General features: G+C 67.5%; 19 protein-coding genes. 8 read left to right on the top strand and 11 right to left on the bottom strand.

Annotation, left to right across the window (positions count from 1 at the left end):
• The first annotated feature begins 107 nt into the window (after positions 1-107).
• A complete protein-coding gene (locus tag ACPCUW_RS12485) occupies positions 108-2,171 on the top strand; it encodes a CocE/NonD family hydrolase (protein ID WP_423425063.1) in 2,064 nt (687 codons plus the stop codon).
• Between the two features lie 144 nt (positions 2,172-2,315).
• On the top strand, positions 2,316-2,861 hold the full coding sequence (locus ACPCUW_RS12480) for a TerD family protein (protein ID WP_063012292.1): 546 nt from the start codon (positions 2,316-2,318) through the stop codon (positions 2,859-2,861).
• A 5-nt stretch (positions 2,862-2,866) separates the two neighbouring features.
• Here the strand turns inward: ACPCUW_RS12480 and ACPCUW_RS12475 are convergent, their stop codons facing one another.
• Entirely contained in the window at positions 2,867-4,411 is a 1,545-nt protein-coding gene (locus tag ACPCUW_RS12475) for a long-chain-fatty-acid--CoA ligase (RefSeq protein ID WP_423424911.1), read from the bottom strand.
• A 250-nt stretch (positions 4,412-4,661) separates the two neighbouring features.
• Between ACPCUW_RS12475 and ACPCUW_RS12470 the strand changes: the two genes are divergently transcribed.
• Positions 4,662-5,834 (top strand): PucR family transcriptional regulator, encoded by a 1,173-nt coding sequence (locus ACPCUW_RS12470; protein ID WP_227462664.1) that lies wholly within the window; start codon positions 4,662-4,664, stop codon positions 5,832-5,834.
• A 206-nt stretch (positions 5,835-6,040) separates the two neighbouring features.
• Positions 6,041-6,373 carry a hypothetical protein gene (locus ACPCUW_RS12465; protein WP_063012126.1) on the top strand — a complete coding sequence of 111 codons (333 nt, stop codon included), beginning with the start codon at positions 6,041-6,043 and terminating at the stop codon, positions 6,371-6,373.
• 25 nt (positions 6,374-6,398) lie between these two features.
• On the opposite strand, the gene ACPCUW_RS12460 is transcribed toward ACPCUW_RS12465, so the two are convergent.
• From ACPCUW_RS12460 to ACPCUW_RS12450, 3 genes are all read right to left on the bottom strand, one after another.
• The gene (locus tag ACPCUW_RS12460) at positions 6,399-7,220 is read right to left on the bottom strand and encodes a YceI family protein (protein WP_030516045.1); all 822 of its coding nucleotides are present in this window, start codon (positions 7,218-7,220) and stop codon (positions 6,399-6,401) included.
• Between the two features lie 73 nt (positions 7,221-7,293).
• Entirely contained in the window at positions 7,294-9,993 is a 2,700-nt protein-coding gene (locus ACPCUW_RS12455; RefSeq protein WP_423424909.1) for an MFS transporter, read from the bottom strand.
• A gap of 13 nt (positions 9,994-10,006) precedes the next feature.
• The gene (locus tag ACPCUW_RS12450) at positions 10,007-10,588 is read right to left on the bottom strand and encodes a MarR family winged helix-turn-helix transcriptional regulator (RefSeq protein ID WP_423424907.1); all 582 of its coding nucleotides are present in this window, start codon (positions 10,586-10,588) and stop codon (positions 10,007-10,009) included.
• A 397-nt stretch (positions 10,589-10,985) separates the two neighbouring features.
• On the opposite strand from ACPCUW_RS12450, the gene ACPCUW_RS12445 reads away from it, so the two are divergent.
• The 3 genes from ACPCUW_RS12445 (at position 10,986) to lipB (ending at position 13,536) form a co-directional block, all read left to right on the top strand.
• Positions 10,986-11,480 carry a transglycosylase SLT domain-containing protein gene (locus ACPCUW_RS12445; protein WP_051756357.1) on the top strand — a complete coding sequence of 165 codons (495 nt, stop codon included), beginning with the start codon at positions 10,986-10,988 and terminating at the stop codon, positions 11,478-11,480.
• A 143-nt stretch (positions 11,481-11,623) separates the two neighbouring features.
• Complete coding sequence (locus tag ACPCUW_RS12440; RefSeq protein WP_081879556.1) at positions 11,624-12,853, top strand: DUF475 domain-containing protein; 1,230 nt, start codon at positions 11,624-11,626, stop codon at positions 12,851-12,853.
• Between the two features lie 47 nt (positions 12,854-12,900).
• Positions 12,901-13,536, top strand: coding sequence for a lipoyl(octanoyl) transferase LipB (gene lipB, locus ACPCUW_RS12435; RefSeq protein WP_423424904.1), 636 nt, complete (start codon positions 12,901-12,903; stop codon positions 13,534-13,536).
• On the opposite strand, the gene ACPCUW_RS12430 is transcribed toward lipB, so the two are convergent.
• Genes ACPCUW_RS12430 through ACPCUW_RS12420 form a run of 3 tightly spaced genes read right to left on the bottom strand, consistent with a single transcriptional unit; the run spans position 13,494 to position 16,947 of the window.
• Positions 13,494-14,501: a hypothetical protein gene (locus ACPCUW_RS12430; protein ID WP_423424902.1), complete on the bottom strand. Its 1,008-nt coding sequence runs from the start codon at positions 14,499-14,501 to the stop codon at positions 13,494-13,496. The two genes, lipB and ACPCUW_RS12430, sit on opposite strands and share 43 nt — an antisense overlap.
• Positions 14,498-15,901, bottom strand: a complete 1,404-nt coding sequence (locus tag ACPCUW_RS12425) for an aminotransferase class I/II-fold pyridoxal phosphate-dependent enzyme (RefSeq protein WP_423424900.1) — start codon at positions 15,899-15,901, stop codon at positions 14,498-14,500. The genes ACPCUW_RS12430 and ACPCUW_RS12425 overlap by 4 nt, the downstream gene beginning before the upstream one ends.
• Positions 15,898-16,947 carry a helix-turn-helix domain-containing protein gene (locus ACPCUW_RS12420; RefSeq protein WP_423424898.1) on the bottom strand — a complete coding sequence of 350 codons (1,050 nt, stop codon included), beginning with the start codon at positions 16,945-16,947 and terminating at the stop codon, positions 15,898-15,900. The genes ACPCUW_RS12425 and ACPCUW_RS12420 overlap by 4 nt, the downstream gene beginning before the upstream one ends.
• A gap of 387 nt (positions 16,948-17,334) precedes the next feature.
• Here ACPCUW_RS12420 and ACPCUW_RS12415 point away from each other — a divergent pair, with 387 nt between their 5' ends.
• Positions 17,335-17,811: a hypothetical protein gene (locus ACPCUW_RS12415; protein ID WP_051756361.1), complete on the top strand. Its 477-nt coding sequence runs from the start codon at positions 17,335-17,337 to the stop codon at positions 17,809-17,811.
• Here the strand turns inward: ACPCUW_RS12415 and ACPCUW_RS12410 are convergent.
• The 4 genes from ACPCUW_RS12410 to ACPCUW_RS12395 all read right to left on the bottom strand — a co-directional run bounded on the left by ACPCUW_RS12410 (position 17,784) and on the right by ACPCUW_RS12395 (position 23,344).
• Positions 17,784-20,336: an MFS transporter gene (locus tag ACPCUW_RS12410; protein WP_423424896.1), complete on the bottom strand. Its 2,553-nt coding sequence runs from the start codon at positions 20,334-20,336 to the stop codon at positions 17,784-17,786. The genes ACPCUW_RS12415 and ACPCUW_RS12410 overlap by 28 nt on opposite strands.
• On the bottom strand, positions 20,333-20,845 hold the full coding sequence (locus ACPCUW_RS12405) for a MarR family winged helix-turn-helix transcriptional regulator (RefSeq protein WP_423424894.1): 513 nt from the start codon (positions 20,843-20,845) through the stop codon (positions 20,333-20,335). The genes ACPCUW_RS12410 and ACPCUW_RS12405 overlap by 4 nt, the downstream gene beginning before the upstream one ends.
• 99 nt (positions 20,846-20,944) lie before the next feature.
• Positions 20,945-21,784 carry a DUF72 domain-containing protein gene (locus ACPCUW_RS12400; RefSeq protein WP_423424892.1) on the bottom strand — a complete coding sequence of 280 codons (840 nt, stop codon included), beginning with the start codon at positions 21,782-21,784 and terminating at the stop codon, positions 20,945-20,947.
• 45 nt (positions 21,785-21,829) lie between these two features.
• Positions 21,830-23,344 carry a hypothetical protein gene (locus ACPCUW_RS12395; protein ID WP_104364641.1) on the bottom strand — a complete coding sequence of 505 codons (1,515 nt, stop codon included), beginning with the start codon at positions 23,342-23,344 and terminating at the stop codon, positions 21,830-21,832.
• Positions 23,345-23,534: the final 190 nt, after the last annotated feature.

Raw genomic sequence — 23,534 nt, 5'->3', positions numbered from 1 at the left:
GTTCCGCGCGCGACACCAGGGCCGCGCTACCGAAATTTTCGGTAGCGGATTGCTATCGTCGATGACCGGCCCAGTCGTGCGCGAAAACTCAACCGAGAAGGGGCGTGATGTTCGGGCAGCTGCGATCGCGCAAACCCGTCGTGCCCGTCCGAACCCTTATTGCCGTTGCGGCAGTGGGGATTTCCGCGACCGCCACCGCCCTCTTCGGTGGCCTACCGCACTCCGCCGCCCCCGGCCTCGCCGGCCGCGAGGACCAGTGGACCGCCGTGCACGACGGCCCTCAGCAATATCCGGACGTCCATCTGGACTCCGATGTGCCGATCCGGATGAGCGACGGGATCGTGCTGAAGGCCGACGTGTACCGGCCGGTCGACGCCTCCGGAGCGGTGGTTGCCCAGCCGCTGCCGACCATCGTCAATCTCACGCCCTACACCAAGCTGATGACCGATCTGGTCGGCTCGGCGGTGGAGAATCCCGCACTGCAGCCCCTGGTCATGTCCCTGGTGCGGCAGATCAACCTCTCCGGCACCCCGATCAGCAGCTTCGGCGATCTGCTGCACGCCCTCGACGGCGGCACCGTGCCGACCGTCCTCGGCCTGGACCGCAATCTGATTCGCAGCGGCTACACGCTGGTGGTCGCCGATGTGCGCGGCACCGGACAGTCCCAGGGCAATTGGGAGACCCTGGGCGCGCGGGAACAGCTCGATACCCGCGAGGTAATCGATTGGGCTGCGGCACAACCGTTCTCGAACGGCAAGGTGGCGATGAGCGGCGGCTCGTACGCGGCCATCAATCAACTGCGAGCGGCGGAGGACGCCCCGGCTGCGCTGCGCGCCATCTTCCCGGTGGTGCCCGGCAGCGATCTCATGCGTGACGTGGTGGCGCCGGGCGGTGGCGTCGGCACCACCTTCCTGCCGATGTGGCTCCAAACGGTCAATCAGCTCAAGCTGATCCCCGATCTGAAGGCGATCCTCAACGGAACCTTCGACTGGAAATGGCTCAGCGCCCGCGTGGCGGATCCGGCCACCAATGTGGACCTACTCGCTCAGGCCCTGTTGACGCCGTCGATGGACGATATGCCGCCCGCCCTCTCGGACGCATTGGACTCCGGTAGTGATTTCCGCCAGGCCCTCACCGGACATCCGGAACGAGTTACCGTGCCCACCTTCGTCTACGGCGGCTGGCACGACATCTTCGCCAACAGCGCCACCAAGATCTACCAGGCCATCCCGCTGCCGGCCGGGCGGAAACAACTCGTGGTCGGCGACACCTATCACGCCAATCCCGGTGCCGGCACCGGCGTACCCGGCGCCCCGCCGCGGCTCGAGGTGTTGCAGCGAGCGTGGTTCGACAAGTGGCTCAAGGACATCGACAACGGTATCGACAGCTACGGCCCCATCGTGCTGAAGGAGCAGGGCGGCGGCTGGGTGACGCTGCCGCAGTATCCGCAGCCGGGAGCCGACCACCGCCGGGTCTACCTGACCGCCGGGCCCAGCGGCACCACCGATGCGGCGGTGCACGACGGGTCGTTGAGCGCACAGCCGCCGGCCGAGGTCGCCACACTCACCGTGGCGCCGGGACTGGCGACCCTCTGCTCCCGGGACGCGGCCCAAGGTTCGGCCGGTTCCGCGGCGATGCTCGATGCCTGCGCCAAGGACTCCCGGGTCGCCGAACACGACGCGCTGACCTTTACCAGCGCCCCGGTCTCCGCGCCGACCGCCATCTCCGGGCCCATCGACATCCACCTCGAGACCGTGCAGGACGCCACCGACGGATTCTGGAGCGCCACCGTCAACGACGTCGCGCCCGACGGCACCTCCACCGCACTGACCACTGGCCAGCTCACCGTCTCCATGCGCGCCGTCGACGATGCCCGCAGCAGCCGATCCGCCAACGGCGACTACACGATTCCGTTCCATCTGCTCACCGCCGCGGCGCGGCAGCCGGTGACACCCGGTGAACCCGTGGGCCTCGACATCGCGGTGATCCCGACCCAGGCTCGGCTGCAGATCGGGCATCGGCTGCGGATCGACCTGTTCGCGGCCAATGCGCCTAAGGCCATGCCGTTCCGTCCGATGCTCAACGATTCCGAGCTCAAGCCCCAGCATCTGCGCCTGGATCCGAACGCACCGAGTTACGTCAATCTGCCCACCGATCGGGCTATCGGCTGAATTACACAGTGCACGAACAGTTTTCGAGCCGCACCCGAGTTTCGGTACCGCCCGCCGGTTAACGTCGCGCAGTCGACGGTCGATAATGACCGCGAGAAGCCGGTGCGCGCCGACGTCGCACCGCTCGGCGGGGAGGTGCGGCTGATGTCCGGAGAACAACCACAGGGCGCTGCGGGTCCGGTGGAATTCGCGACCGTGGGCCTGGGTTGGGACCCCGCCCGCGGCCGGCGCTGGTTCGGCGCCCGCCGCACCGCGATCGACCTCAACGCGGCCGCCGTCCTGCTGGCCGGCGACGACCCGGTGGAGGTGGTGTATCACCAGCACCTGATCTCCGCCGACGGTGCGGTGCGACTGCTCGGCGACAGCGTCAACGGCGAGGACGAGGGCGACGACGAGATCATCACCCTCGACCTGACCCGGGTGCGCCCCGAGATCACCGGCGTCGTCGTGGTCGTCACCTGCTACAGCGGCCAGACCTTCGCCGAGGTCGAGAACGCGCGCTGCCGCGTCACCGCCGGTGACGGCATCGTGCTCGCCGATCGCGACCTCGGCGCGGGCGGCGATACCGGCATGGTGGTGGGAGTTTTCCGCCGCGGGCGCCACGGCTGGGAATTCCGCGAGATCGCCGCCGGAATCGCCGCCGCACATCCCGTCGAGGCACTACCCCACCTCGCCGGCCTGCTGCGCTGACGCGCTCAGTGGACCTGTCGCTCCGAATCGCCCCAATACTGTTTGCGCAGTTCGCGTTTGAGGATCTTGCCCGCACCGGAGACCGGCAGGGCGTCGACCAGCTCGATGGTGCGCGGGGTCTTGTAGCCGGCGATCGATTGCTTGGCGTGGTCGCGGATCTCCTCGACCGTGACCGTGGCGCCGGGATGGCACACGATCACCGCGTGCACCCGCTCGCCCCATTCCTCGTCCGGGACACCGATCACCGCACACGCGGCCACCGACGGATGTCCTGATACGGCGTTCTCCACCTCGGCGGAGTACACGTTCTCGCCACCGCTGACGATCATGTCCTTCATCCGGTCGACGACGTAGACGTACCCCTCGTCGTCCATGTAGCCGCCGTCGCCGGTGTGCATCCAACCGCCCCGCAGCGCCGCCGCGGTCTCCTCGGGCCGGTTCCAGTAACCGAGCATCACATGCCCGCCGCGGACCAGGATCTCGCCGACCGTGCCGCGCGGCACCTCGTTGTCCTCGGCATCGGCGATGCGCACCTCGGCATGCGGGGCCGCGCGGCCCGCCGAACGCAATCGGCCGGCCAGGTGGTCCTCGGGGCCGAGAAGTGTTGCCACGGGCGACAATTCGGTCATTCCGTAGGCCTGGGCGAAGCGCGCCTGCGGAAACGCCCGCATAGCACGCTCGAGCACGGCCTGCGCGATCGGCGAGGCCCCGTAGACGATGCCGCGCACACTGGACAGATCGAAGTCGCGCGCCCGCGGGTGGTCGACGATCAGCTGGATCATCACCGGCACCAGCAGCGTATCCGTAACCTGGTGATCGGCAATCGCTTTCATCACCGCGACCGGATCGAAGGCCGGAACCATCACCTGCGCGCCACCCATCATGATCTGGGTGACACAGCCGGCCAGATCGGCGAGGTGGAACATCGGGGCGGCGTGCAGATAGCGGGCGCCGGGTTGCGCCAGATATCCGGTGGACAGACTGCCCAGCCCCGAGATCTGCAGTCCGGCGTGGCTGAGCACCACACCCTTGGGGTGACCGGTGGTCCCGCCGGTATAGAAGATTCCGGCCGGTGCGTCACCGCCGCGGCGAACATCCTCGACGGGGTCCGCGCCCGCGATCAGTGCCTCGTACAACAGCATGCCGTCGGGCGCGGGACCGTCACCGCAGTGGATCACGGTGCGCAGCACCGGCGCGGCCGCCCGCAGCGCGGGCACCATCGCGGCGAAGGTGTCGTCGACCAGCAGGACCGCCGTCTCGGAATCCTCCAGCGAATAAGCGATTTCCGCCGGACTCCAGCGAATGTTGACCGGATTGAGCGCTGCCCCGGCCCACGGCACGGCCAGCACGTACTCCAGATACCGATCACTGTTGAGCGCCAGAATCGCGACGCGATCACCCTCGCCCACACCCAGCTGCCGCAACGCCGCGGCGAGCCGCGCGACCCGGTCGGCGCCCTCGGCGAAGGTGCGAACACGATCGCCGCAGATCGACATGACCCCGTCGGGGTTCTGCTGAACGGCCCGGTGCAGGCCCTGAGTGAGATACATGCGCGTCTCTGCTTTCTGCCTTCGCTTCGCTCCGGCGGGGTCTCGGCCTCTTGGCCTCGATTTTTCCCTCCTCCGCTCAGTCGCTGCGCTCCCTCGCTCCGTCAGTCCAAAATCGAGGCGGCCGAGCCCCACGGAGGAACTCCGATGAGTGTCGTACGCCACAGGCTGGGCAGCCATGGATTTTGCGTCGAAGTTCGGGGGCTGCGATTTGTTGGTTTCTCCAAAATCGCGTCGTATTCTCGGGCCTGTCATGACTGAGTCGTCCGAGTCCTCGAGTGCCCCGCGGCAACGCTTGCTGGCGCGGATGCGGGCCGAGCGCGACGCCCTCGCCGCCCGCATCGTCGACCGGGCCCGCGCCGAGATTCCGGATTACCGCACGATCGATGCGGCCGATCTGCTGCCCACGACGATGGCGATCATGGACCGGCTGTTCGCCTCCCTCGCCGGTACGGCCGATGTCGAATCGTCCGAAGGCACCCGGCTGACCGATTACGGCCGGATCCGCGCCACGCAGGCGGTGTCCATGGAGGCGCTGCTACGCGCCTGGCGCCTGGCCGAACGCCTGCATCTCGAGACGCTGAGCGCGGTGGCGGCCGAATGCGGCGCCGACGACGCGGTGCTGTTCGAGATCACCCGTGATCTGCTCGAATTGGTCGACGATGCGACGGCCTCGTTCTCCGACGCCCACCACGAGGTCGAGCGCACCCGGTCCGGTCACGACCGCATCCAGCGCGCGGAATTCACGCGGGCCGTGCTGGCGGGCACGATTTCGGCCACCGAGCTGACATTGGGCATTCAGCGCTACGGCCTGCGCGCCGACGCCGACTATCGCGCCTTCCGCGCCCGCGCCGACGCGGCGCCGCCGACCGAATTCGACCGTCTGCTGCGACCCCAGGGCGCGGATTACGCCTTCCGCACCGTGATCGACGGCGACTATGCCGGGTTCACCGATCGCACGATCCACATTCCGGGTGCGGCACTGCTGGCGTTCGGACCACCGCGCCCGCTCGCCGAGGCCCCGCGGTCGTTTCGGCTGGCGGGGCGCGCCCTGGCCACGGCGGCCGCGCTCGGCCATACCGGGACCTGTGAATTCGACAGTCTCGGCCTGCTTCCGGGCGTCGCCGCCGATCCCGAACTCGGCGCCGAACTCGTGCGTCGCTATCTCGCGCCGCTGGGCAGCGGCGGCTCGGCCGCGACGCTGATCGACACCGTGACGGCGTATCTCGATACCGGCATGCGCATCGAGGCGACCGCACAGCGACTGATCGTGCATCCCAATACGGTCCGCTATCGCATCGGCCGTTTCGAGGAGCTGACCGGGTGCGATCTGCGCCGGGCGCACACGGGTGCGCAGGTGTGGTGGGCGATTCAATACGACCGTCTGGTACGGCCTGGCGCAACGAATTTCGCGTCTGCGAATTAGTGAAGTTTCCTCCGAAATGCCGTGCGGTCGCTCCGGGGTGGCTTAGGCTCTGACTGCCTCGATAGCTCGGGGCTTGCAGAGCGGGTCGCCATGCCCACAGCGTCCCGCTGTCGCAACATCAGGTCAGGTGGGGGCTGCGTCCCCGACAGCCCCCATCGCCCCTGAACAACACCGTAGTGTGAAACATCGATAAATCGAGGGACAGTATGCGCGGATTCCACGCCCCGTCGCCCGCCGAACGATTGCTGGCCGAGATCTACGAGGCCGGATACACCTCCGTCGATGACTTCATCGATCGACTACGGTTTCGCCCGCGCCACGCCGCGCCGGAACCGGCCCGTCACGCCGCGGTGATCGACCCGTTCACCGACACCATCGAGTTGCAACTCGACATCCCCGATGCGGCGGATTCCCTCGCGGGCATGACACATTGGTATCCGGAGTTCGATGCGGACGTCGAGGTCGACCCCAGCGCCGACACCACGGAATTCCCTGCGGTGCAGCGCATCTGGGTCGTCCCGGAACGCCACGCGAGCTGACCGGTCGCACCGGCCCGGCCCGCCGCTACATCTGCGGTAGCGAATCTCCCTGCACCAGTTCGATATCCAGCTCGATCTTCACGGTGGTGCCCACCGCGGCCACACCGGCGCGCACGACGGCGTTGTAGTCGATCGCGAAATCGTTGCGGTGCAAATGGGTCTCGGCATGGAATGCGGCGCGGACCCCGCCCCACGGGTCGGGTCCCGACCCGCCGTAGGTCAGGTCCAGCTCCACCGGGCGGCGCTGACCGTGCAACTCCAGTTCACCGGGCATCACCCAGGTGTCGGCGCCGGTGCGCCGCAATCCGGTTCCGGTGAATCCGATCAGCGGGTAGCTCTCGACATCGAGGAAGTCGGCCGAGCGCAGATGGTCGTCGCGCATCCCGATTCCGGTGTCGATGCTGGCCGCCTTGATCTCGGCGAAACCCGTTGTCTGCTCGAAGTTCCGGGCCACGTCCAGCCGGCCGCCGACCTCGGCGAACCGCGCCTTGATACTCGCGATGCCGAGGTGGCGGGCGGTGGCCACGACCGTGGAATGCACCGGGTCGATGGTCCACGGGCCCGGTGCCGGCGTGCCGAGGGAATTCGCCTCCGACTGCAACGCCACCGCACCCAATTGCCCGCTGCCGGAAGCCGATATCCGCGCGATCTGCGCCACCGGCTGATAACCGGGGGCGGTCACCACCGCGGTGTGCATACCGGCGGGCAGCGGCTCGGTCGCCGCGGCCCCGGTTTCGTCGGCCACCGCACGGGCGAGCTGACGACCGTTCAGATCGGTCACGGTCAGCAGCGCACCCGGCACCGGCCAGCCATCGGAATTGCGAACCTGTGCGGTCAAACCGCTCATGCCTGCGCCTCGCTGACGCTCGGCTCCGGCATGCGCGGGGCGCCCTGTGACATTGATTCGCTCGCAAGCTCGCTCATGACAGCTCCGTGTTCTGATCGACACCACTGGGCTCGACACCATTGTGCCGGACCCCGTTCCGTTCTCCGTTCGTCGCGGCACCGTTGGTGCCGGCGACTCCGGTGGGCCCGGCGGCCGGGCGCTCGCCCTCGTCACCGTCGTCGTAACCCAGCCGGACATCGTGCTCGACCTCGCCGCCGCCGACGGCGACCCGGCTGGTCACCGGCGGATATCCGCGCGCGACCACCGTGTACTCACCCTCGCTGAGGTCGGTCAGTACATACTGCCCGTTCTCGTCGGTGCGAGTGGTCCCGATCGGGGTTCCGGAGCGATCCAGCACCGTGACCTCCGCGTCCGGCACCGCACCGCCGTCGGCGAGCACGGTTCCGGTCAGCACCGCCATCGGCGAGAGCTCGATGTCGTGGTGCAGCAGGCCACTGTCGGGCACGACCAGCGCGGTCGCGCTCGGGCGCATGTGTTCGGCCACCGCGACCAGGGTGTAGGTCCCCGAGACCACACCGTGGCAGAGGTAGTTGCCGGACTCGTCGGTGACGGCCGCGCCCACCACTTCACCACGCAGATCGGTGAGGGTGACGGTCGCACCGGCCAGCGGCTGACCCGTCACAGTGGTCCGGACCATGCCCGACAGCTCGCCCGAACCCTGCAGGGTCAGGTCGAGGCGCTGAGTGCGGCCGTCGGCGGTGACATTGACCGCGGCGGGCTGGTGACCGTTCGCGGAGACGATCAGCACATAGTTGCCCGCGCCGGGCGGCTCGATCGAGTAGCGACCGCCGCTGTCGCCGGTCGAACGCGAAACCTGGTGTCCGCGTTGGTCGATCAGTGTCAGCGCGGCGCCCGCGACCGGTCGGCCGTCGGCCCGCTGCACCTGCCCGCCGATGGCGTGGCCGCTGCCGTGGGAGTTGACGACAGGAGTGTTTGTCATCGCCGAAACCTCCGCAATTCGATGTGATTCGTGCCCGTTGGCCGCGGCGGGCCGACCCGCCGCCGCGGCGGCGAGAACCGGTTCGGGCTCGGAGAGCGCCTGGGCGGCACCCTCCCACACCTGGTTCTCGGCCCATTCGGCTTCGGCCGTCTCGACCGGATCCTTCGGCGCCGGGGCGGGCGCCGAAGCATCCTGCAGCGGAATCTCTTTCATGAACATCATGACGATGCAGGCCAGCAGGGCCACGCCCGCCGCGGCGTAGAAGACGCCGTGCATCGAGTTGGTGAATCCGATCAGGATCGGATCCTTGATCTGCTGCGGCAGCGCGCCGATTCCGGCGGTGTTGGCCTGCAACTGGTTCAGCTTGCCGGCGTCCAGTCCGGGCGGCAGGTGACCGCCGAAGGCATCGGTGATCTTGTGCGGCAACAGATTGAACAGAATCGTCAGGAAGACCGCGACACCCAGCGTGCCGCCGACCTGCCGGAAGAATGTCGCCGACGCCGTCGACACACCCATATCCGAACGCGGACCGGCATTCTGCGCCGCGATGATCAACGTCTGCATACAGCAGCCCAAGCCCAGACCGACCAGCGCGCCGATCGCGAGCACCTGCCACATCGCGCTGTCGAAGTGCAACTGGGCGTAGAGCAGCGCGCCCACGGTCACCAGGAAGGTGCCGACCACCGGCAGGATCTTGTAGCGGCCGGTGCGCTTGACGACCTGACCGGAGATCATCGAGCCGATCATGATGCCCAGCACCAGCGGCAGCATCAGCAGACCCGCCTCGGTCGGCGAATAACCGCGCACCACCTGCAGATACAGCGGCACCATACTGATCGCGCCGAACATCGCGATACCGACGATGAAACCGCCGATCATCACCACCGAGAAAGTGGAGTTCTTGAACAGCCGCAGCGGAATCAGCGCGGCGTCCTTCATCAGGTACTCCACCCCGATGAACAGCACCAGGCCCACCGCGCCGACGGCGTAGCAGATCACCGAATTGCCGGAACCCCAGCCCCAGGTGCGGCCCTGTTCGGCCACGATCAGCAACGGCACCACACAGATCGCCAGCGCGATCGCACCCCACCAGTCGACATTCAACTTCTGCCGCTGATGCGGGACGTTGAGCACCTTGGCCACGACCGCGAGGGCGACCACGCCGATCGGCACGTTCACCAGGAACACCCAACGCCAGCCGTCGATACCCCACAGGGTGTCGTAATCGGAGAACAGACCGCCGAGCACCGGGCCGAGCACGGTCGAAGTGCCGAAGACCATCATGAAATAGCCCTGGTAGCGGGCCCGTTCACGCGGCGGGACGATATCGCCCACGATGGTCATGGCCAGCGACATCAGGCCACCGGCGCCCAAACCCTGAAACGCCCGGAACGCCGCCAACTCGTACATCGACGTCGCGAACGTACACGCCGCCGACCCCACCACGAAAATACCGATCGCCAGCAAATAAAACGGCTTACGACCATAAATATCGGCCAACTTGCCGTACAACGGCGTCGAAATCGTCGCCGTGATCAAATACGCCGTCGTCGCCCACGCCTGCTGATCGAAACCATGCAAACTATTCGCGATCCGGACAATCGCCACACTCACAATATTCTGATCCAGCGCCGCCAAGAACATCCCCAGCAACAAACCGGACAAAATAGTCAAAATCTGGCGATGCGACAGAGACGGTCGCACGTCCGCCGGCGGCGCGACGGTCGGAGCGTTCGGCTGCGCCGGCGGAGCCTCACTGGTCGAAGTCGTCATGTGTATGTAAGCCCTAATTCGAATCGGCTGTTGCAGTGGATTTTTCGGCTGTGGACTCCTCGATGCCGCTGACGAGCAGCTCGAGGAGATCGGTCAATCTGGCCCGCTCGCCGGCAGGCCACTCGGCCATCACCTCGGCCAGCCAGCGGTTGCGGTTTCGACGGTTCTCCTCGAAGACCCGCACCCCCTCGGCGGTGGGCGCCAGCACGCAGGCCCGGCCGTCCACGGGGTCGGCCCGGCGTTCCACCAGGCCGTGTGCCACCAGCGATCGAGTCTGCCTGCTGATGGTCGATGTTTCGGTATGCAGGGTGTCCGCCAGCTTCCCCGTCCGCTGCGGACCGTCGTGGACCAGGCAGAACAGTACAGAATAGGCCGATCGCTCCAGACCGTCCGGACCGTACTTGGCTATGTGCGATTTGGTTCTGCCGATCGCCCGCATCAACCGGATCAGCTGGCCGCCGAGTCGATCGGCCACATCCTGTTCGGTGACGCCGGCGCTGTGTTCGATGCCGTGTTCGCCAGGGCCTACGTGGTTACGCAAGCTACCGCCTTCGGCCCGCGCGCTCACACGGGGATCACGGGCATCGACGACCATGACCGAGCTTCCTTCTCCCCACGACGCATTTGATTAGCATGTACAACTAGTTGCTGAGGCCAACTATACATACGTTCGGAACCCCCTCGCACGTACCCCGGGCCACACCCGGGAACGCCGGACCGGACACGCCGAGCGCAATCCGGACATCCCGTGATTACCGATGGTTTGCTCGAACTGTCGCATTTCCGACTCTGATCGATCGGCAAGTCGACGCGGAAGGACCGAGCTGACCATGTCTGCGCCAATCGAGCCCGCCCGAATTCCGGCCCAGCCGACAAATCAGACCCCGAACACCGCTGATTCCGCAACGCATTTTCCGGCCGCCTTCGCAGCGCCGATCGACTCGGCAACCTCGCCGCCATCTTTCGACCCCACCCGGACCGCAGGCCAAATTGTGACCGAGACGACACCGGCGCCTCAGCTTCGCCGCGCCGCTCTCGCCGCATTCTGCGCGCTGTGGCTGGTCGGCGCGCCGGTGGCCCTCGCCGCGACGGCCGGCGCCGACTGCGGGCCCGCGTGCGCCGACACCTCCGGATCGGCATCCGGTTCGGCCTCGGGTTCGGCGGGATCCTCCGGTTCCGCCACTGCGGGTCTGCTGCTGGGCCTGCCGATGAAGACGGTCGCCCTGACGATCGTCCCGGCTCCGCAGTTCCCGTCGTTCGACAACGTGATCACGCACGAGAGCAGCTGGAATCCGTTCGCGGTCAATCCGGAATCGGGCGCCTACGGTCTCGGGCAGGCGTTGCCGCCGGAGCGGATGGCCTCGCACGGGGTGGACTGGATGATCAACCCGGTGACCCAGATCCGCTGGACCTACGACTACATGGTCGAGCGGTACGGCAGCCCCGACGGAGCCTGGGCGTTCTGGCAGTCCCACCACTGGTACTAGCTCTCCCACCACTGGTACTAGCTCTCGATTGTCGCCGGACCACTTCAACTGTCACAATCGAAGGCAGGGTTGCGAGCACTCTGAATGCTGTAACCCGCGAGGTCATACCCCCCGCGGGTGTCGAATTGACGAAAGGCATCGGCATGTTCGTGCGAGTTTTCGCCCTGTCGTTCCTGGTTGCCGCGGCGTCTCTAGTCGTCGCGCTGCTGTACGGCGGGCCGGAGGCCGTGGTGCTGGTCGCGGCCCTCGGCGTTCTCGAGGTATCACTGTCGTTCGACAACGCGGTGGTCAATGCCAGTGTCCTGCAGCGGATGAGCGCGTTCTGGCAGCGCATCTTCCTGACCGTGGGCATGGTGATCGCGGTCTTCGGTATGCGCCTGGTGTTCCCACTGGTGGTGGTCGCGATCGGGGCGCATCTGGACCCGATCGAGGCGCTGCGGCTGGCGATGAACCCTCCCGCCGGCGGCGCGCCGTTCTTTCCGGACGGCCGGCCCAGTTACGAGACGCTGCTCAACGACGCCAATCCGAAGATCGCCGCCTTCGGCGGCATGTTCCTGCTGCTGCTGTTCCTGAACTACATCTGCACCCAGCGTGAGGTCACCTGGCTGAGCTGGCTGGAGCGACCGCTGGCGCGGATCGGGCGGTTCTCGATGTTCACGGTGGTGATCGCGCTGATCGCGCTGGTGCTCACCGCCGGTGTGCTCGCCCCCAACAACAAGGCCGACGTCGTCATGGTCTCCGGCGCTCTGGGCATGGCCACCTACTTCCTCGTCGACGGTCTCGGCGCGCATTTCGAGAACGAGCAGCCCGGCCAGGGCCCCTCGCGCGCCGCCGTTCTGACCGGGCGCGCCGCCTTCTTCGGCTTCATCTATCTGGAAGTGCTGGACGCCTCGTTCTCATTCGACGGCGTGATCGGCGCCTTCGCCATCAGTGCGGATCCGATCGTCATCGCCTTGGGACTGGGTCTGATCGGCGCGATGTTCGTCCGTTCGATCACCGTCTACCTGGTCCGGCGCGGCACCCTGGCCGAGTACATCTACCTCGAACACGGTGCGCACTGGGCGATCGGCGCGCTCGCGGCGATCCTGCTGGTCTCCACCGGCCACCATCTGAACGAGGTGGTCACCGGCCTGCTGGGAGTAGGGATCATCGCCGCGGCCTACCTCAGCAGCATCGTCCACAACCGGCGCCACCCAGCGCCCGCCGCCACCGAGACCGAGCTGGAGCATCTGTCCCTCGGCGGGGACGAACTGACGCTGCGCGGCGACACCGGCAAGCTGTCCAGCCTCGACGCCGGGTTCCCCATCGATCGGGTCACGCTGCCCGGCGACGCGCTGCCGCCGCGGGACAAGCTGAATACCGAAGCGTTCTGACGACTACTGCGCGAGTTCGCTGTCGACCCCGGTCGTATTCTCGGAGCATGAGGTCGCGGCCGCTGACACTGATCCAGGACGAACTCGTCGACTACGACAAGGCCATGGAGCGCATGGCCGAACTGGTGGAACAGCGCCAGCGCGACGAACGACCGGATACGTTGTGGCTGCTGAGCCACCCGCAGATCTATACGATCGGGCGCCGGACGCCGAGTGCGCATCTCCCCGATCCCGACCACGGGATTCCGGTGGTCGAGACCACCCGCGGCGGGCAGCTCACCTATCACGGCCCGGGACAGCTGGTCGGATATCTCGTGGTGAAACTCGGGGACGGCGAGGGCGTGGTGGACTACATCCGCGAGGTCGAGCACCGCCTGGTCGCCGCACTCGACCGGCTGGGCATCCGGGCGCAACGCCGCGACACCCCGCCGGGTTCGGAACTGCTCACCGGCGTGTGGACCGTCGAGACCGGCCGCAAGATCGTCTCCATCGGCATGCGGCAGAGCCGCGGCGTCACCAGTCACGGATTCGCGCTGAACGTCGACGGCGATCTGGAGCCGTGGCAGTGGGCCGTCGCCTGCGGACTGCCCGATGTGGATATGACGTCGGTGCGGCGCGAACAGCCGGGCGCGCGAATGGATCAGGTCCGGCCGATCGTGGCGGAGGCGTTCGAGGCCGTCTGAGCCTCCGGCAGCCCGGAGTCCGCCAGTCGCAGTATCGACGCGGTTACCGCCGCGCTGTAGGCCCGGCTGGCCGGAGCCGGTCGGCGCGCCGGATAGTTCGAGCGGTGGGTCACCACGACGCCGTTGCCCAGCACCACGGTCGCGTCGGTGACGGTCGCCGCGCAGTTGCCACCGGCCTTGGCGGTCAGGTCGACCACGACCGCACCGTCCCCGAGCGCGTCGAGTGCGGTCCGGTCGACCAGCAGCGGCGCCCGTTGTCCACGGCGTACCGCGGCGCAGAAGACCAGATCCGGTTTGTCCGCGCGGATCCGCTCCAGGACCCAGGCGGCGTCGACCTCTTCGGACCAGTGAAAAACATTGGGGCCCTGCGCATCCAGTGCCCGCCGCAGTTCGGGCCGGCGCCCCAGCACCACCGGCGGTTCGGCCCCGCAGGCGGCTGCCGCCGCGACGGCGGACAGTCCCGCCTGGCCGCACCCCAGGATCAGTGAGCGGATCGGCCGGCGCACGGTGCGCGGCACCAGCCGCCGGCCCGCGAGATAGGCCACGCTGCCGGCGATCCGGCTCATCGCCGAGAGCGCGTCCAAATCACCGGACTCGTGCGAAAAGAGTTCGAACGCAATCGATTCCACGCCCAATTCGCGCAGTTCGGCGATCTGCGGGGCTCGCCGCAGCGGGTCCTGGAAGCCGATCAGCGTGAGGTGCGGCCGCCGCGACATCGTGCGCAGGTCGTGGGTCGCCGGCTTCACCCACGCCAGCACATCGCAGGCCGCGACCACGGTGCCGGGATCCACCGCGACGGCAGCCCCCGCGGACCGGTAGGCCGCGTCGCCGAAGCCCGCCGCCCGCCCGGCATTCGCCTCCACGACAACTCGCATCCCCGCCGCGGTCAGGCATCGCACACCGTCCGGTGTCAGCGCCACCCGCCGTTCCCGGGCGGCGGTTTCGCGCAGCACGCCGACGATCACGCCGGCGGCTCCGCGATACCGCGCCGACGCAGGATGTCGCGGTAGGTGGCACCACCGGCCAGGTCGGCGACGAGCCCGCCGAGCCGGTCGAACAGTTCGTCGATCAACTCCCGGGACTCGGTGCCGGGGCCGTGCCGGGGCGCGAGGACGTTGAGCCGCACACCCCGCCGCGGTGATCCGGTGCGGCCCAGCGCGACGCTGTCGATTCCCGCGCCGGCCAGCAGCAGATCCTCCAATGCGGCGCTGTCTCCCACCCCGGCCGCGTCCAGAAGGGCGGATTCGGCGACCACGGACAGGAACATGCTGGCCCCGGAACCCAACGGCCGCAGTGTGTTCGATCCGAATTCGGCATTGATCGCCGCGATCCGCTCCAAGGCGGTGTCGAACTGTTCGCGCACCAGCTTGCGGTTGTGCTCGAAATACGCGTCAGGCGTATGGTCCAGCACCGCGCGCACCAGATGCGTACTCTCACGCTGAAAAGCGATCGTGAGTCGCGCCCGGATACGCTCCAGCCACCGCGAGTCCCCGGAGCAGGCCGCGCCGAGCTTGCACGGACCGAAGGCGTTGTAGCCCTTGGAATTACCGGTGACGGTCACCATCCGGTCGTACAGCCGGACCGGGCCCTGCGCGGTCGGCACCTCCAGCGCGGCGAGCGGAATGTGCCCGCCGACGATCCGGTCGAAGGCCATATCGCAGACCACCGGAACATCGGCGGCGACCAGAACCGCCGCCAGTTCGCGCAATTCGTCCGAGGAGTACCGCGTGACGACGGGATTGCCCGGCAGCGTGAGCAGCACCGCACAGACGGCGTCACCGTGCCGTTCCAGTTCGCAGGCCAGTGCCATCGGATCGATGCGGAACGAGTCGTCCGGCGTCGCCTCCGGAACCACCACTCGCACATCGAATTTCGCGATGTGGGTGGCGAAGTTCTTGTAGAAGCCCTCGGGACAGACGATCACGCCGCCGGGCCGCACGACCGTGGCGATCACCTCCTCGAGCATCAGCATGCTCGAATACGGGCAGACGACAACCTCTTCGGGACGGACCCGGACGCCGGCCACTCCGTCGGCGGGGCGGTGCAGCCGGTCGAACAGGTGGGCGGCGGCCGACTCTCGCAACTCCAGCGGTTGCCGCTTGTCGTAGTCCGGCAGGCCGCGGCGCCGGATCCGATGGGGCGCCAGATCGTTCCACGCCCGCCGCAGGGCGCGGGCCGCCGCCGGATCGATCTCGAATCCGGTCTCGCCGTGATACGCGTCCAGCACACCGTGGTACCGGCGACCGGATCGGCCGAGAAACGGCACGCTCTCCGGCAGCTGCCGGCGCAGTTCCTTCTTGCGCTCCTCCGAACGCAGAATCAGCGCGGCGGCGGCGCGCTCGGCATGCCGGGGGCCGGTCGTCACAGCCGCCCTGTTTCCAGCGGCGCTTGGCCCGGCGTCGGGATTTCGTCCCACGCTCGAACGAGCTTCTCGCGGAACAACTCCCGTCCCTCGCCGTCACCCAGACGCTCGAATCGGGCCAGTCGCGGATCGGCCAGCAGATCGTTGACCACGATCGCCGAACCGATGCGCCGCAGGTCGTAGAGCTTCTCGAAGCGCCGGACCGCGAAGGCCACATCATGTTTGAGCACCGAGAAACGCGTCGCGACCCGGGTCTGCCGCGAATAGTCGTATTCCCCTACGCAGACGTATCGGTCGTCGACGACGAGCATGCTCTGCGCGTTGCGCGCGTGCTCACGCTTGACCAGCACACTCTCGACACCGGAGCGCGCCTGCCACCACAACTTGTCGTCGTAGGGCCACACATCCTCGATGCGATCCAGAACGTACATGCGCCGCACCGTGACTCGCGGCTCGTGCACCGAATCGGCGAGGCGCACGATCGCGGCGTGGTAGTCGTCGCCGACGTCACCACCGATGGTGCCCAGGTCGGCGGTGTGTATCGCGCGAACGGACTGCTCGGCCTGCTCCAGAATGGTCAGCCAGTCGTTGACCGTATTCCACTCCCACACCGTCGCACTGCGCGAAGGTATCTGCGCCAGCAGCTCTTCCGCGCGTTCGAGCTGGCGGGCGGCGATGAGGCGCAGTGGCTCCACCTCCTCGCGCGCACCCCGGGCGTCGAGCACGGTCTGGGCGATCGTCAGCACCCGATCCACCACCGCGGGATCCTTGCCGAGGAGCACGTTGAAACGCATCCGCAGGTCGTAATGCCCGCCGGGTTCGGACGAGCCGGCGACGCCGTCCATCGGAAGTTCCTGCCCCAGCGCCGAACTCAAACGTTCCCGCAGCGGCAGCGGCGGCACCCGGGTGCCGTTCTCGATCTGCTGTACGAGGCTGCGTGAACAGTCCGCCTGTTTGGCCAGCGCGGCCTGGGTGAGACCGGACTCGATACGGAGCCGGCGCACCAGTTCGCCGATCCGTTCGCCACCGTCTGGGTCAGATTGTGTCACGATGCGGAATTCTAATCACATGTGGCCCATTGCATCATCAGCTAAACATCAATTTTTCATTACTCCGATGAACGCACCTCGAACACCGCTCGTCGATAACTCGAATGCGCTGGGCCCGCTGCGGATTCTGCCACAAGGCGCCCGAACTCCTTCCGCGAAGCCAACTTTCACCCCTTCGTACCCACCACTGGTAATCAATGCGGATATTCGCTGGGCATATCTGATTCAAGATGGGCATTGAGGTCCCGAAGATATCTCAGATAAGCACAGATGCTTAGTTGACAGCCCCGGAAAGCCGTCCTTAGCATTTAGCTATAGCCACCGGCTCTCCGTTTATCGGAGCGGCAACGACCGCCGCAGCGGCCGGCTTGGTGGAAGGGGAATGCCATGACGCTTCATATCACCGACTGGTTGATGACCAGCGATGTCACCCCGGAATCTGCCCAGCGTCTGCCCTCACTTCCCGGGCAGTGGCTGCTGAGCTGGCTGCCCGGCGAGCTTCTGACCCAGGAGCAGGCGCTGAGCGGCATGATCGTCGACGAGATCCTGTCCGATCCAGCTTTCGTGGACGATCTCGGGGCCGTCGAGATGGCCACCCTGCACGCCGCCGAACTCGGCATCACCCTGGACGAGGCGGTGATCCGGCTGTGCGCCCGGGTCCTCGAGCGCACCGCCCTGCGATCCGGCGAAATCGGACCGGGCGATATCGAGCCCGGGGATATCGGGCCGGGCGACAGGGAGGCGAGCACCACGGAATACGGCCCGGTCCGAGGCCACCCACACCTACCGCACGCCCACCGCACCCCGGTCTCGCCGCACCGGCCGCGGCATACCGATCACGATCTGTCGGCGGCGCCGTCGTAGCAGAGCCGCAGGTCGTGGGCGATCCGCTCGCCGTCGACCGCGACGCGCGCACTGGCGGGCGGATAGCCGCGACCCACCACCGTGTAGTCCCCGGCGGGAAGATCGTCGATCCGGTAGCGACCGTCGCCGTCCGTCAGCGCGACGGCCACCACCGTGCCGCCCGAGTCCAGCACCGCGACGTGGGCATGGGCGACCGGGCCGCACTCGGAGCGCACCCGGCCCGACAGCACCGCCGTCGGCGCGAGTTCGATGTCGTAGCGCAGCATGCCGGTCGCGGGCACGGTCAACGTCGTGGCATCGGGCCTGCGATGTCCGGCGACCGCGACCAGGGTGTAGGTGCCGGCGACGATGCCGTGACAGGCGTAGGCGCCGTCGGGTCCGGTCACCGCCGCACCGACGACCTCCCCCCGCCGATCGGTCAGCGTGACGGTCACGTCCGCGAGGGGCCGGCCCGGCCCCTCGGTGACGATGCCGGACAGCTTCCCGGCGCCCAGCAGGGTGAGGTCGGCCGTCTGCGGCTCGGCACCGATCGCGACGTTCACCGCGGCGGGCTGATGCCCCTCGGCGGAAACGATCAGCACATGGTTCCCCTGGTCCGGCGCGCTCAGGCGGTAGGCGCCCGCGCCGTCGGTCGTGGCTCGGGAAACCTGATGTCCCCGTTGGTCGATCAGGGTCAGCGCCGCGCCGGATACCGGTTGCCCGTCTTCGCGGTGAATGCGTCCGGACAGGGGCGCGTCGCCGGCGCTCTCCGGGAACGCGGCGTGCGCCCCCGTTCCGGCGGGTGCCGGCTCCGGCCGGGCGGCTCCCTCGTCGTCCTCCCACAACGGCTCTCGCTCCCAGGCTTCCGGCTCCGACCCGGCCGTCTCGGCGTCGCCGGCGGGCGCGGTGTCGAGGTCGAGCACGGCCGGCTCGTCCGGTGCCGACTCCGCGCGCTGCGGCTGCGCCGGTGGCGTCGGACTGTCCTGCAGCGGAATCTCTTTCATGAACAGCAGCACCACACAGGCCAGCAACGCCACCCCGGCAGCGGCGTAGAAGACGCCGTGCAGGGATTCGGTGAAGCCGATGAGAATCGGATCGCGCACCTGCGCCGGCAGCGCCGCGATGCCGCTGGTGTTGGCCTGCAACTGGTCGAGTTTCCCGGCGCCGAATCCGGGTGGCAGCACACCACCGAAGGCGTCGATGATCTTGTGCGGCAACAGATTGAACAGAATCGTCAGGAAGACCGCGACGCCCAGCGTGCCGCCCATCTGCCGGAAGAATGTCGCCGACGCCGTGGACACACCCATATCCGACCGCGGACCGGCATTCTGCGCCGCGATGATCAACGTCTGCATACAGCCACCGAGTCCGAAGCCGATGACCGCGCTGTACACCAGCGGTTGCCAGAGCGGGCTGTCGTAATGCACCTGCGCGTACAGCGCCGCCCCGCACGCGATGACGAAAGTACCCAGCACGGGCAGGATCTTGTACCGGCCGGTGAGCTTGGTGATCTGCCCGGCGATCAGCGAGCCGATCATGATGCCCAGCACCAGCGGCAGCATCAGCAATCCCGCCTTGGTGGGCGAATAGCCACGCACCACTTGCAGATACAGCGGCACCACACTGATCGCGCCGAACATCGCGATACCGACGATGAAACCGCCCAGAATGGTGATGGAGAACGTCGAATTCCGGAACAGCCGCAACGGAATCAGCGCGGCGTCCTTCATCAGGAATTCCACGAGGAGGAACAACACCAGGCCGGCGGCGCCGATCCCGTAGCAGAGCAGCGCCCGCGGCGATTCCCAGCCCCAGCCGCGGCCCTGTTCGGCGACGATCAGCAACGGCACCACACAAATCGCCAGCGCGATCGCGCCGAACCAGTCCACGCGATGCCGCTGCCGCTCGTGCGGCACGTTGAGCACCTTCGCGACCACGGCCAGCGCGAGCACGCCGATCGGCACATTCACCAGGAACACCCAGCGCCAGCCGTCGATCCCCCACAACGTGTCGTAATCGGAGAAGAAGCCGCCGAGCACCGGGCCGGCGACCGTCGCGGTGCCGAACACCATCATGAAGTAGCCCTGATACCGCACGCGTTCGCGAGCGGGCACGATATCGCCGATGATGGTGAACGCCAGCGACATCAGGCCACCGGCGCCCAAACCCTGAAACGCCCGGAACGCCGCCAACTCGTACATCGACGTCGCGAACGTACACGCCGCCGACCCCACCACGAAAATACCGATCGCCAGCAAATAAAACGGCTTACGACCATAAATATCGGCCAACTTGCCGTACAACGGCGTCGAAATCGTCGCCGTGATCAAATACGCCGTCGTCGCCCACGCCTGCTGATCGAAACCATGCAAACTATTCGCGATCCGGACAATCGCCACACTCACAATATTCTGATCCAGCGCCGCCAAGAACATCCCCAGCAACAAACCGGACAAAATAGTCAGAACCTGCCGATGCGAGAGTGTGCCCGGCGCGGCGCCCGGGGCCGGCTGCGCCGCCGGCTCCCGGGTGGTCGAAGTGGTCATATTTCCAAGCCCTGTTTCGGTTCGGCCGTCGATGGCGGGGTTGATTCGATACCGCAGTTGAGCCGATCGAGCAATACGATCAGCGTGGACTTGTCCGCGTCTGGCCAATCGGCCATCACCTCGGCGATCCAAAGGTTGCGCAAGCGCCGATTCTCGGCGAACACCCGGACACCCTCGTCGGTCGCGGCCAGTACGCATGCCCGGCCGTCGATCGGATCGGCGCGACGCTCGACCAGGCCGTGTGCCACGAGAGATCTGGTCTGCCGGCTGATGGTGGAGATCTCGGCGTGCAATTGCTCGGCCAGCTTGCCCGTCCGCTGCGGTCCGTCGTGAACCAGACAGAAGAGCATGGCGTAGGCGAGCTTCTCCAGTCCGTCCGGGCCGGTCTTGGACAGCTGCGTCTTGGCGCGATTCACCGCGCGTACGAACCGGATCAATTGGGCGCCTAGTCGATCGGCGTCGTCGAGCGCTGTGGCAGTGACGGTGCGGTCAAGGCCGGCAGCGGTCATCGGGTGTCCCCTTTTCCCAGATCTGCAGACTTGCTCAGCGCGTACAAGTAGTTGCCGACGCCAACTATACAGACGGCGTACGGCGGTGGTTCATTTCGTTCAGAACAGGGTCATCGGCTCGATCGGCGCCGGATCCACGAGGGCCGGCAGTTCCGCGCCGGCGGACCGCACGTCATCGTAGAACCGCCGGGCCAGCAGTAGCGAATCCGCATTGTCGGGAGTGTGGACGAATACCGTCGGCGACCGCCCTTCCCGCAACCACTCGACGACGAGGTCGCGCCACGGCCGCCAGCCGGCGACGGTCGCCTCGACATCGTCGTTGCCGTGATACCGCACGATCGGATAGTCGGTCAGTGCGCGCAAGCGGCGCGGCAGCCGCGGCTTCTTCGCGCTCGCCTCGTACTCGGCCGGGCTGCGCGGCGGTGCGGCGAACAGGGTGGTGGTGTCGAACGGAATCCATTCGGCACCAACCCGTTCCAGCACGTACTCCAGCCGGTCGGCCGCCTCGGGATCGGCGAAGAACGCGCGGTGGCGCACCTCGACCGCGCAGCGGTACCGGCGCGGCAGGCGCTGCAGCAGTCCGGCGAGCACGCCGAGATCGTCCGGCCCGAACGAGGCCGGCAATTGCGCCCAGAGCGCGTGGATGCGCGGCGCCAGCGGTTCCACCGCGCGCAGGAATTCCGCCAATTCCGTTTCCGCACCGCGCATCCGGCGTTCGTGGGTGATGGTCCTCGGCAGCTTGAGCACGAATCGGAAATCCTCGGGCGTCTGCTCGACCCACGACCGCACGGTGGCCGGACTCGGCGTCGCGTAGAAGGTGGTGTTGCCCTCCACCGCGGTGCAGTACCGGGCATAACCGCCCAGTCGCCGCCGCGAATCCGGCTGATACGCGCGCCACGCCTCGTGGGTCCACTGCGCGCATCCGACCGAGAGTGTCATGGTGTCGACGGTAACCGCCCGCGGTGACAGGGAACGCGGGGCAGCTCAGTCCTGCCGCGTGCCACCACGGAAGAACAGGATCTGGTCGCCGTAATCGGCCAGGGCACGCGCCTGCCCCGCCTGCCGGATTCCACTGGCGGGCAGGTTGGTCAGCTTGGCGAACATGCCGGAGTTGCCGAACGCCGCCCGGACCTGGGTTTCGGAGGCGTAGTCGGCGCCGTAGTCGGCGAGCATCGCGAAGTCCAACGGCGCCAGCGGAGTATCCAGCGGCTCCTGTCCGGCCGGGCGGCCCAGAGCGGCGAACTGTCGCGCGGCACCGTCGGCGTACCAGCACAATTCGTAGGTCAGATTCTCGATGGTGTTGACCGCGAGCACCGGCCACTGCCGCGAAAGCCGCAGCGCCAGTGGGTTTTTCCCGGTGGGCGCGAGTTCCCAGAACAGGCTCAGCACATGCACCCAGCTGCCCGCGCGTTGCAGCAGCACCACATCGTCACCGAGGTTCGGAGCGGCGTTGAGGACGGGATCGGGCATATGCCAATGGGTTTCGCCGACCCCGGCGAAGGCGCTGCTGTCCACCGGATGCGCGCCGTCGGCGGCATAGGCCTCGATCACCGCCGCGCGCACCCGGGCCACCGCGTCGGCGGCGGCGCAGCGCACGCTCAACGCACCGTAGGAGGTGGCGATCTCCATGGGCTTGGACGGCGGGTCCGCCAGCGCACCGGCGGCGAGGGGTTTGAGCCCGACCAGGCCGAGCTTCCAGTTGATCTCCTCGATCGTGGTCAGATCGCCGGCGGTTTGGTAGAGGATCTGCTGCTGGGTGAGATATCCGGCGCGTTCGAGCGTCGGGCATTCCAATTTCACCAGGGCGCCATGGGTTTTGCTGGTGAATTCGAGTTCGTCGATCGAGGTCTCACGCAACCGCGTGGTCATCTCCGGCGTGGTCCACGCGGAATACCGTTCGCGATACATCGCCAGCGCCTGTTTGCGCGCGCGGCCGATCATCAGGGTGCGCAGCAGCATGTTCAGGCTGGCCAGATAGCGGCCCGCCTGATCGGGATTGGCGGCGAACAGGCCCGCGCGGATGCGCACCGCCTCGGCACTGGCCGCCACCGCCGACTCGGGATCCAGCCGGCACAGCCACACCCCGCATTTGGACAGACCGTCGGCGCACACCCCGGCCGCCATCGGATAGTTCTGCGCCACTTGGTGATACGCGTCGCAGGCCTGGCGGATGGTCGCGGTGGCCAGTTCACGATGGCCTATGGTGCGGGCGGCCTGTTCGAACAATCGCAACGCCTCGGTGACCTGCCCGGCGAATTGCGCGGTCACATGACCGGCGGTCAGCCAGTGCAGCCGGATCAGCACCGCCTCCTGGGCGGGTTCCAGCGCTGCGGGCGCGCGGTCGCGGTCGGCGCCTTCGGTCTTGGTGTCCAGGCAGGCCTTGGCCAGCTCGCACAGCGACGTCGCCAGGCGCAGTTCGGCCTCGGCCGATCGTTCCTGAGCGGCGGCCCGTCTGTGGTCGGCCACCTGCTGTTCGATCGCGCTCAGCGCACTCGCCATCCCAACTCCCGCATCACCTTCCACATACGGTCGTCGACCGGCCGCATCGTGCCGTGCCGAGTCTGCCACATCCGGGGACCGCGCAGCAGCCGACGACGCCCGCGTGCCGCGCCGCCGCCGGGTCGCAGACCGCCCCCAGACCGGGCCCACTCTCGGAAAAGAAGCGAATCGGTGTTAACTTATAGCAGAA

The sequence above is a fragment of the Nocardia sp. AB354 genome (genome assembly GCF_049538315.1).
Taxonomy (GTDB): domain Bacteria; phylum Actinomycetota; class Actinomycetes; order Mycobacteriales; family Mycobacteriaceae; genus Nocardia; species Nocardia nova.
Note: the sequence above shows the minus strand (reverse complement) of the source record. Positions and strands in the feature narration are given on the sequence as shown.

Bases quoted from the DNA above. Each gene is read 5' to 3' on its own strand.
- ACPCUW_RS12485 (WP_423425063.1), top strand. From the start codon at position 108: ATGTTCGGGCAGCTGCGATCGCGCAAACCCGTCGTGCCCGTCCGAACC.
- ACPCUW_RS12480 (WP_063012292.1), top strand. From the start codon at position 2,316: ATGTCCGGAGAACAACCACAGGGCGCTGCGGGTCCGGTGGAATTCGCG.
- ACPCUW_RS12475 (WP_423424911.1), bottom strand. From the start codon at position 4,411: ATGTATCTCACTCAGGGCCTGCACCGGGCCGTTCAGCAGAACCCCGAC.
- ACPCUW_RS12470 (WP_227462664.1), top strand. From the start codon at position 4,662: ATGACTGAGTCGTCCGAGTCCTCGAGTGCCCCGCGGCAACGCTTGCTG.
- ACPCUW_RS12465 (WP_063012126.1), top strand. From the start codon at position 6,041: ATGCGCGGATTCCACGCCCCGTCGCCCGCCGAACGATTGCTGGCCGAG.
- ACPCUW_RS12460 (WP_030516045.1), bottom strand. From the start codon at position 7,220: ATGAGCGGTTTGACCGCACAGGTTCGCAATTCCGATGGCTGGCCGGTG.
- ACPCUW_RS12455 (WP_423424909.1), bottom strand. From the start codon at position 9,993: ATGACGACTTCGACCAGTGAGGCTCCGCCGGCGCAGCCGAACGCTCCG.
- ACPCUW_RS12450 (WP_423424907.1), bottom strand. From the start codon at position 10,588: ATGGTCGTCGATGCCCGTGATCCCCGTGTGAGCGCGCGGGCCGAAGGC.
- ACPCUW_RS12440 (WP_081879556.1), top strand. From the start codon at position 11,624: ATGTTCGTGCGAGTTTTCGCCCTGTCGTTCCTGGTTGCCGCGGCGTCT.
- lipB (WP_423424904.1), top strand. From the start codon at position 12,901: ATGAGGTCGCGGCCGCTGACACTGATCCAGGACGAACTCGTCGACTAC.
- ACPCUW_RS12415 (WP_051756361.1), top strand. From the start codon at position 17,335: ATGACGCTTCATATCACCGACTGGTTGATGACCAGCGATGTCACCCCG.
- ACPCUW_RS12410 (WP_423424896.1), bottom strand. From the start codon at position 20,336: ATGACCACTTCGACCACCCGGGAGCCGGCGGCGCAGCCGGCCCCGGGC.
- ACPCUW_RS12405 (WP_423424894.1), bottom strand. From the start codon at position 20,845: ATGACCGCTGCCGGCCTTGACCGCACCGTCACTGCCACAGCGCTCGAC.
- ACPCUW_RS12400 (WP_423424892.1), bottom strand. From the start codon at position 21,784: ATGACACTCTCGGTCGGATGCGCGCAGTGGACCCACGAGGCGTGGCGC.
- ACPCUW_RS12395 (WP_104364641.1), bottom strand. From the start codon at position 23,344: ATGGCGAGTGCGCTGAGCGCGATCGAACAGCAGGTGGCCGACCACAGA.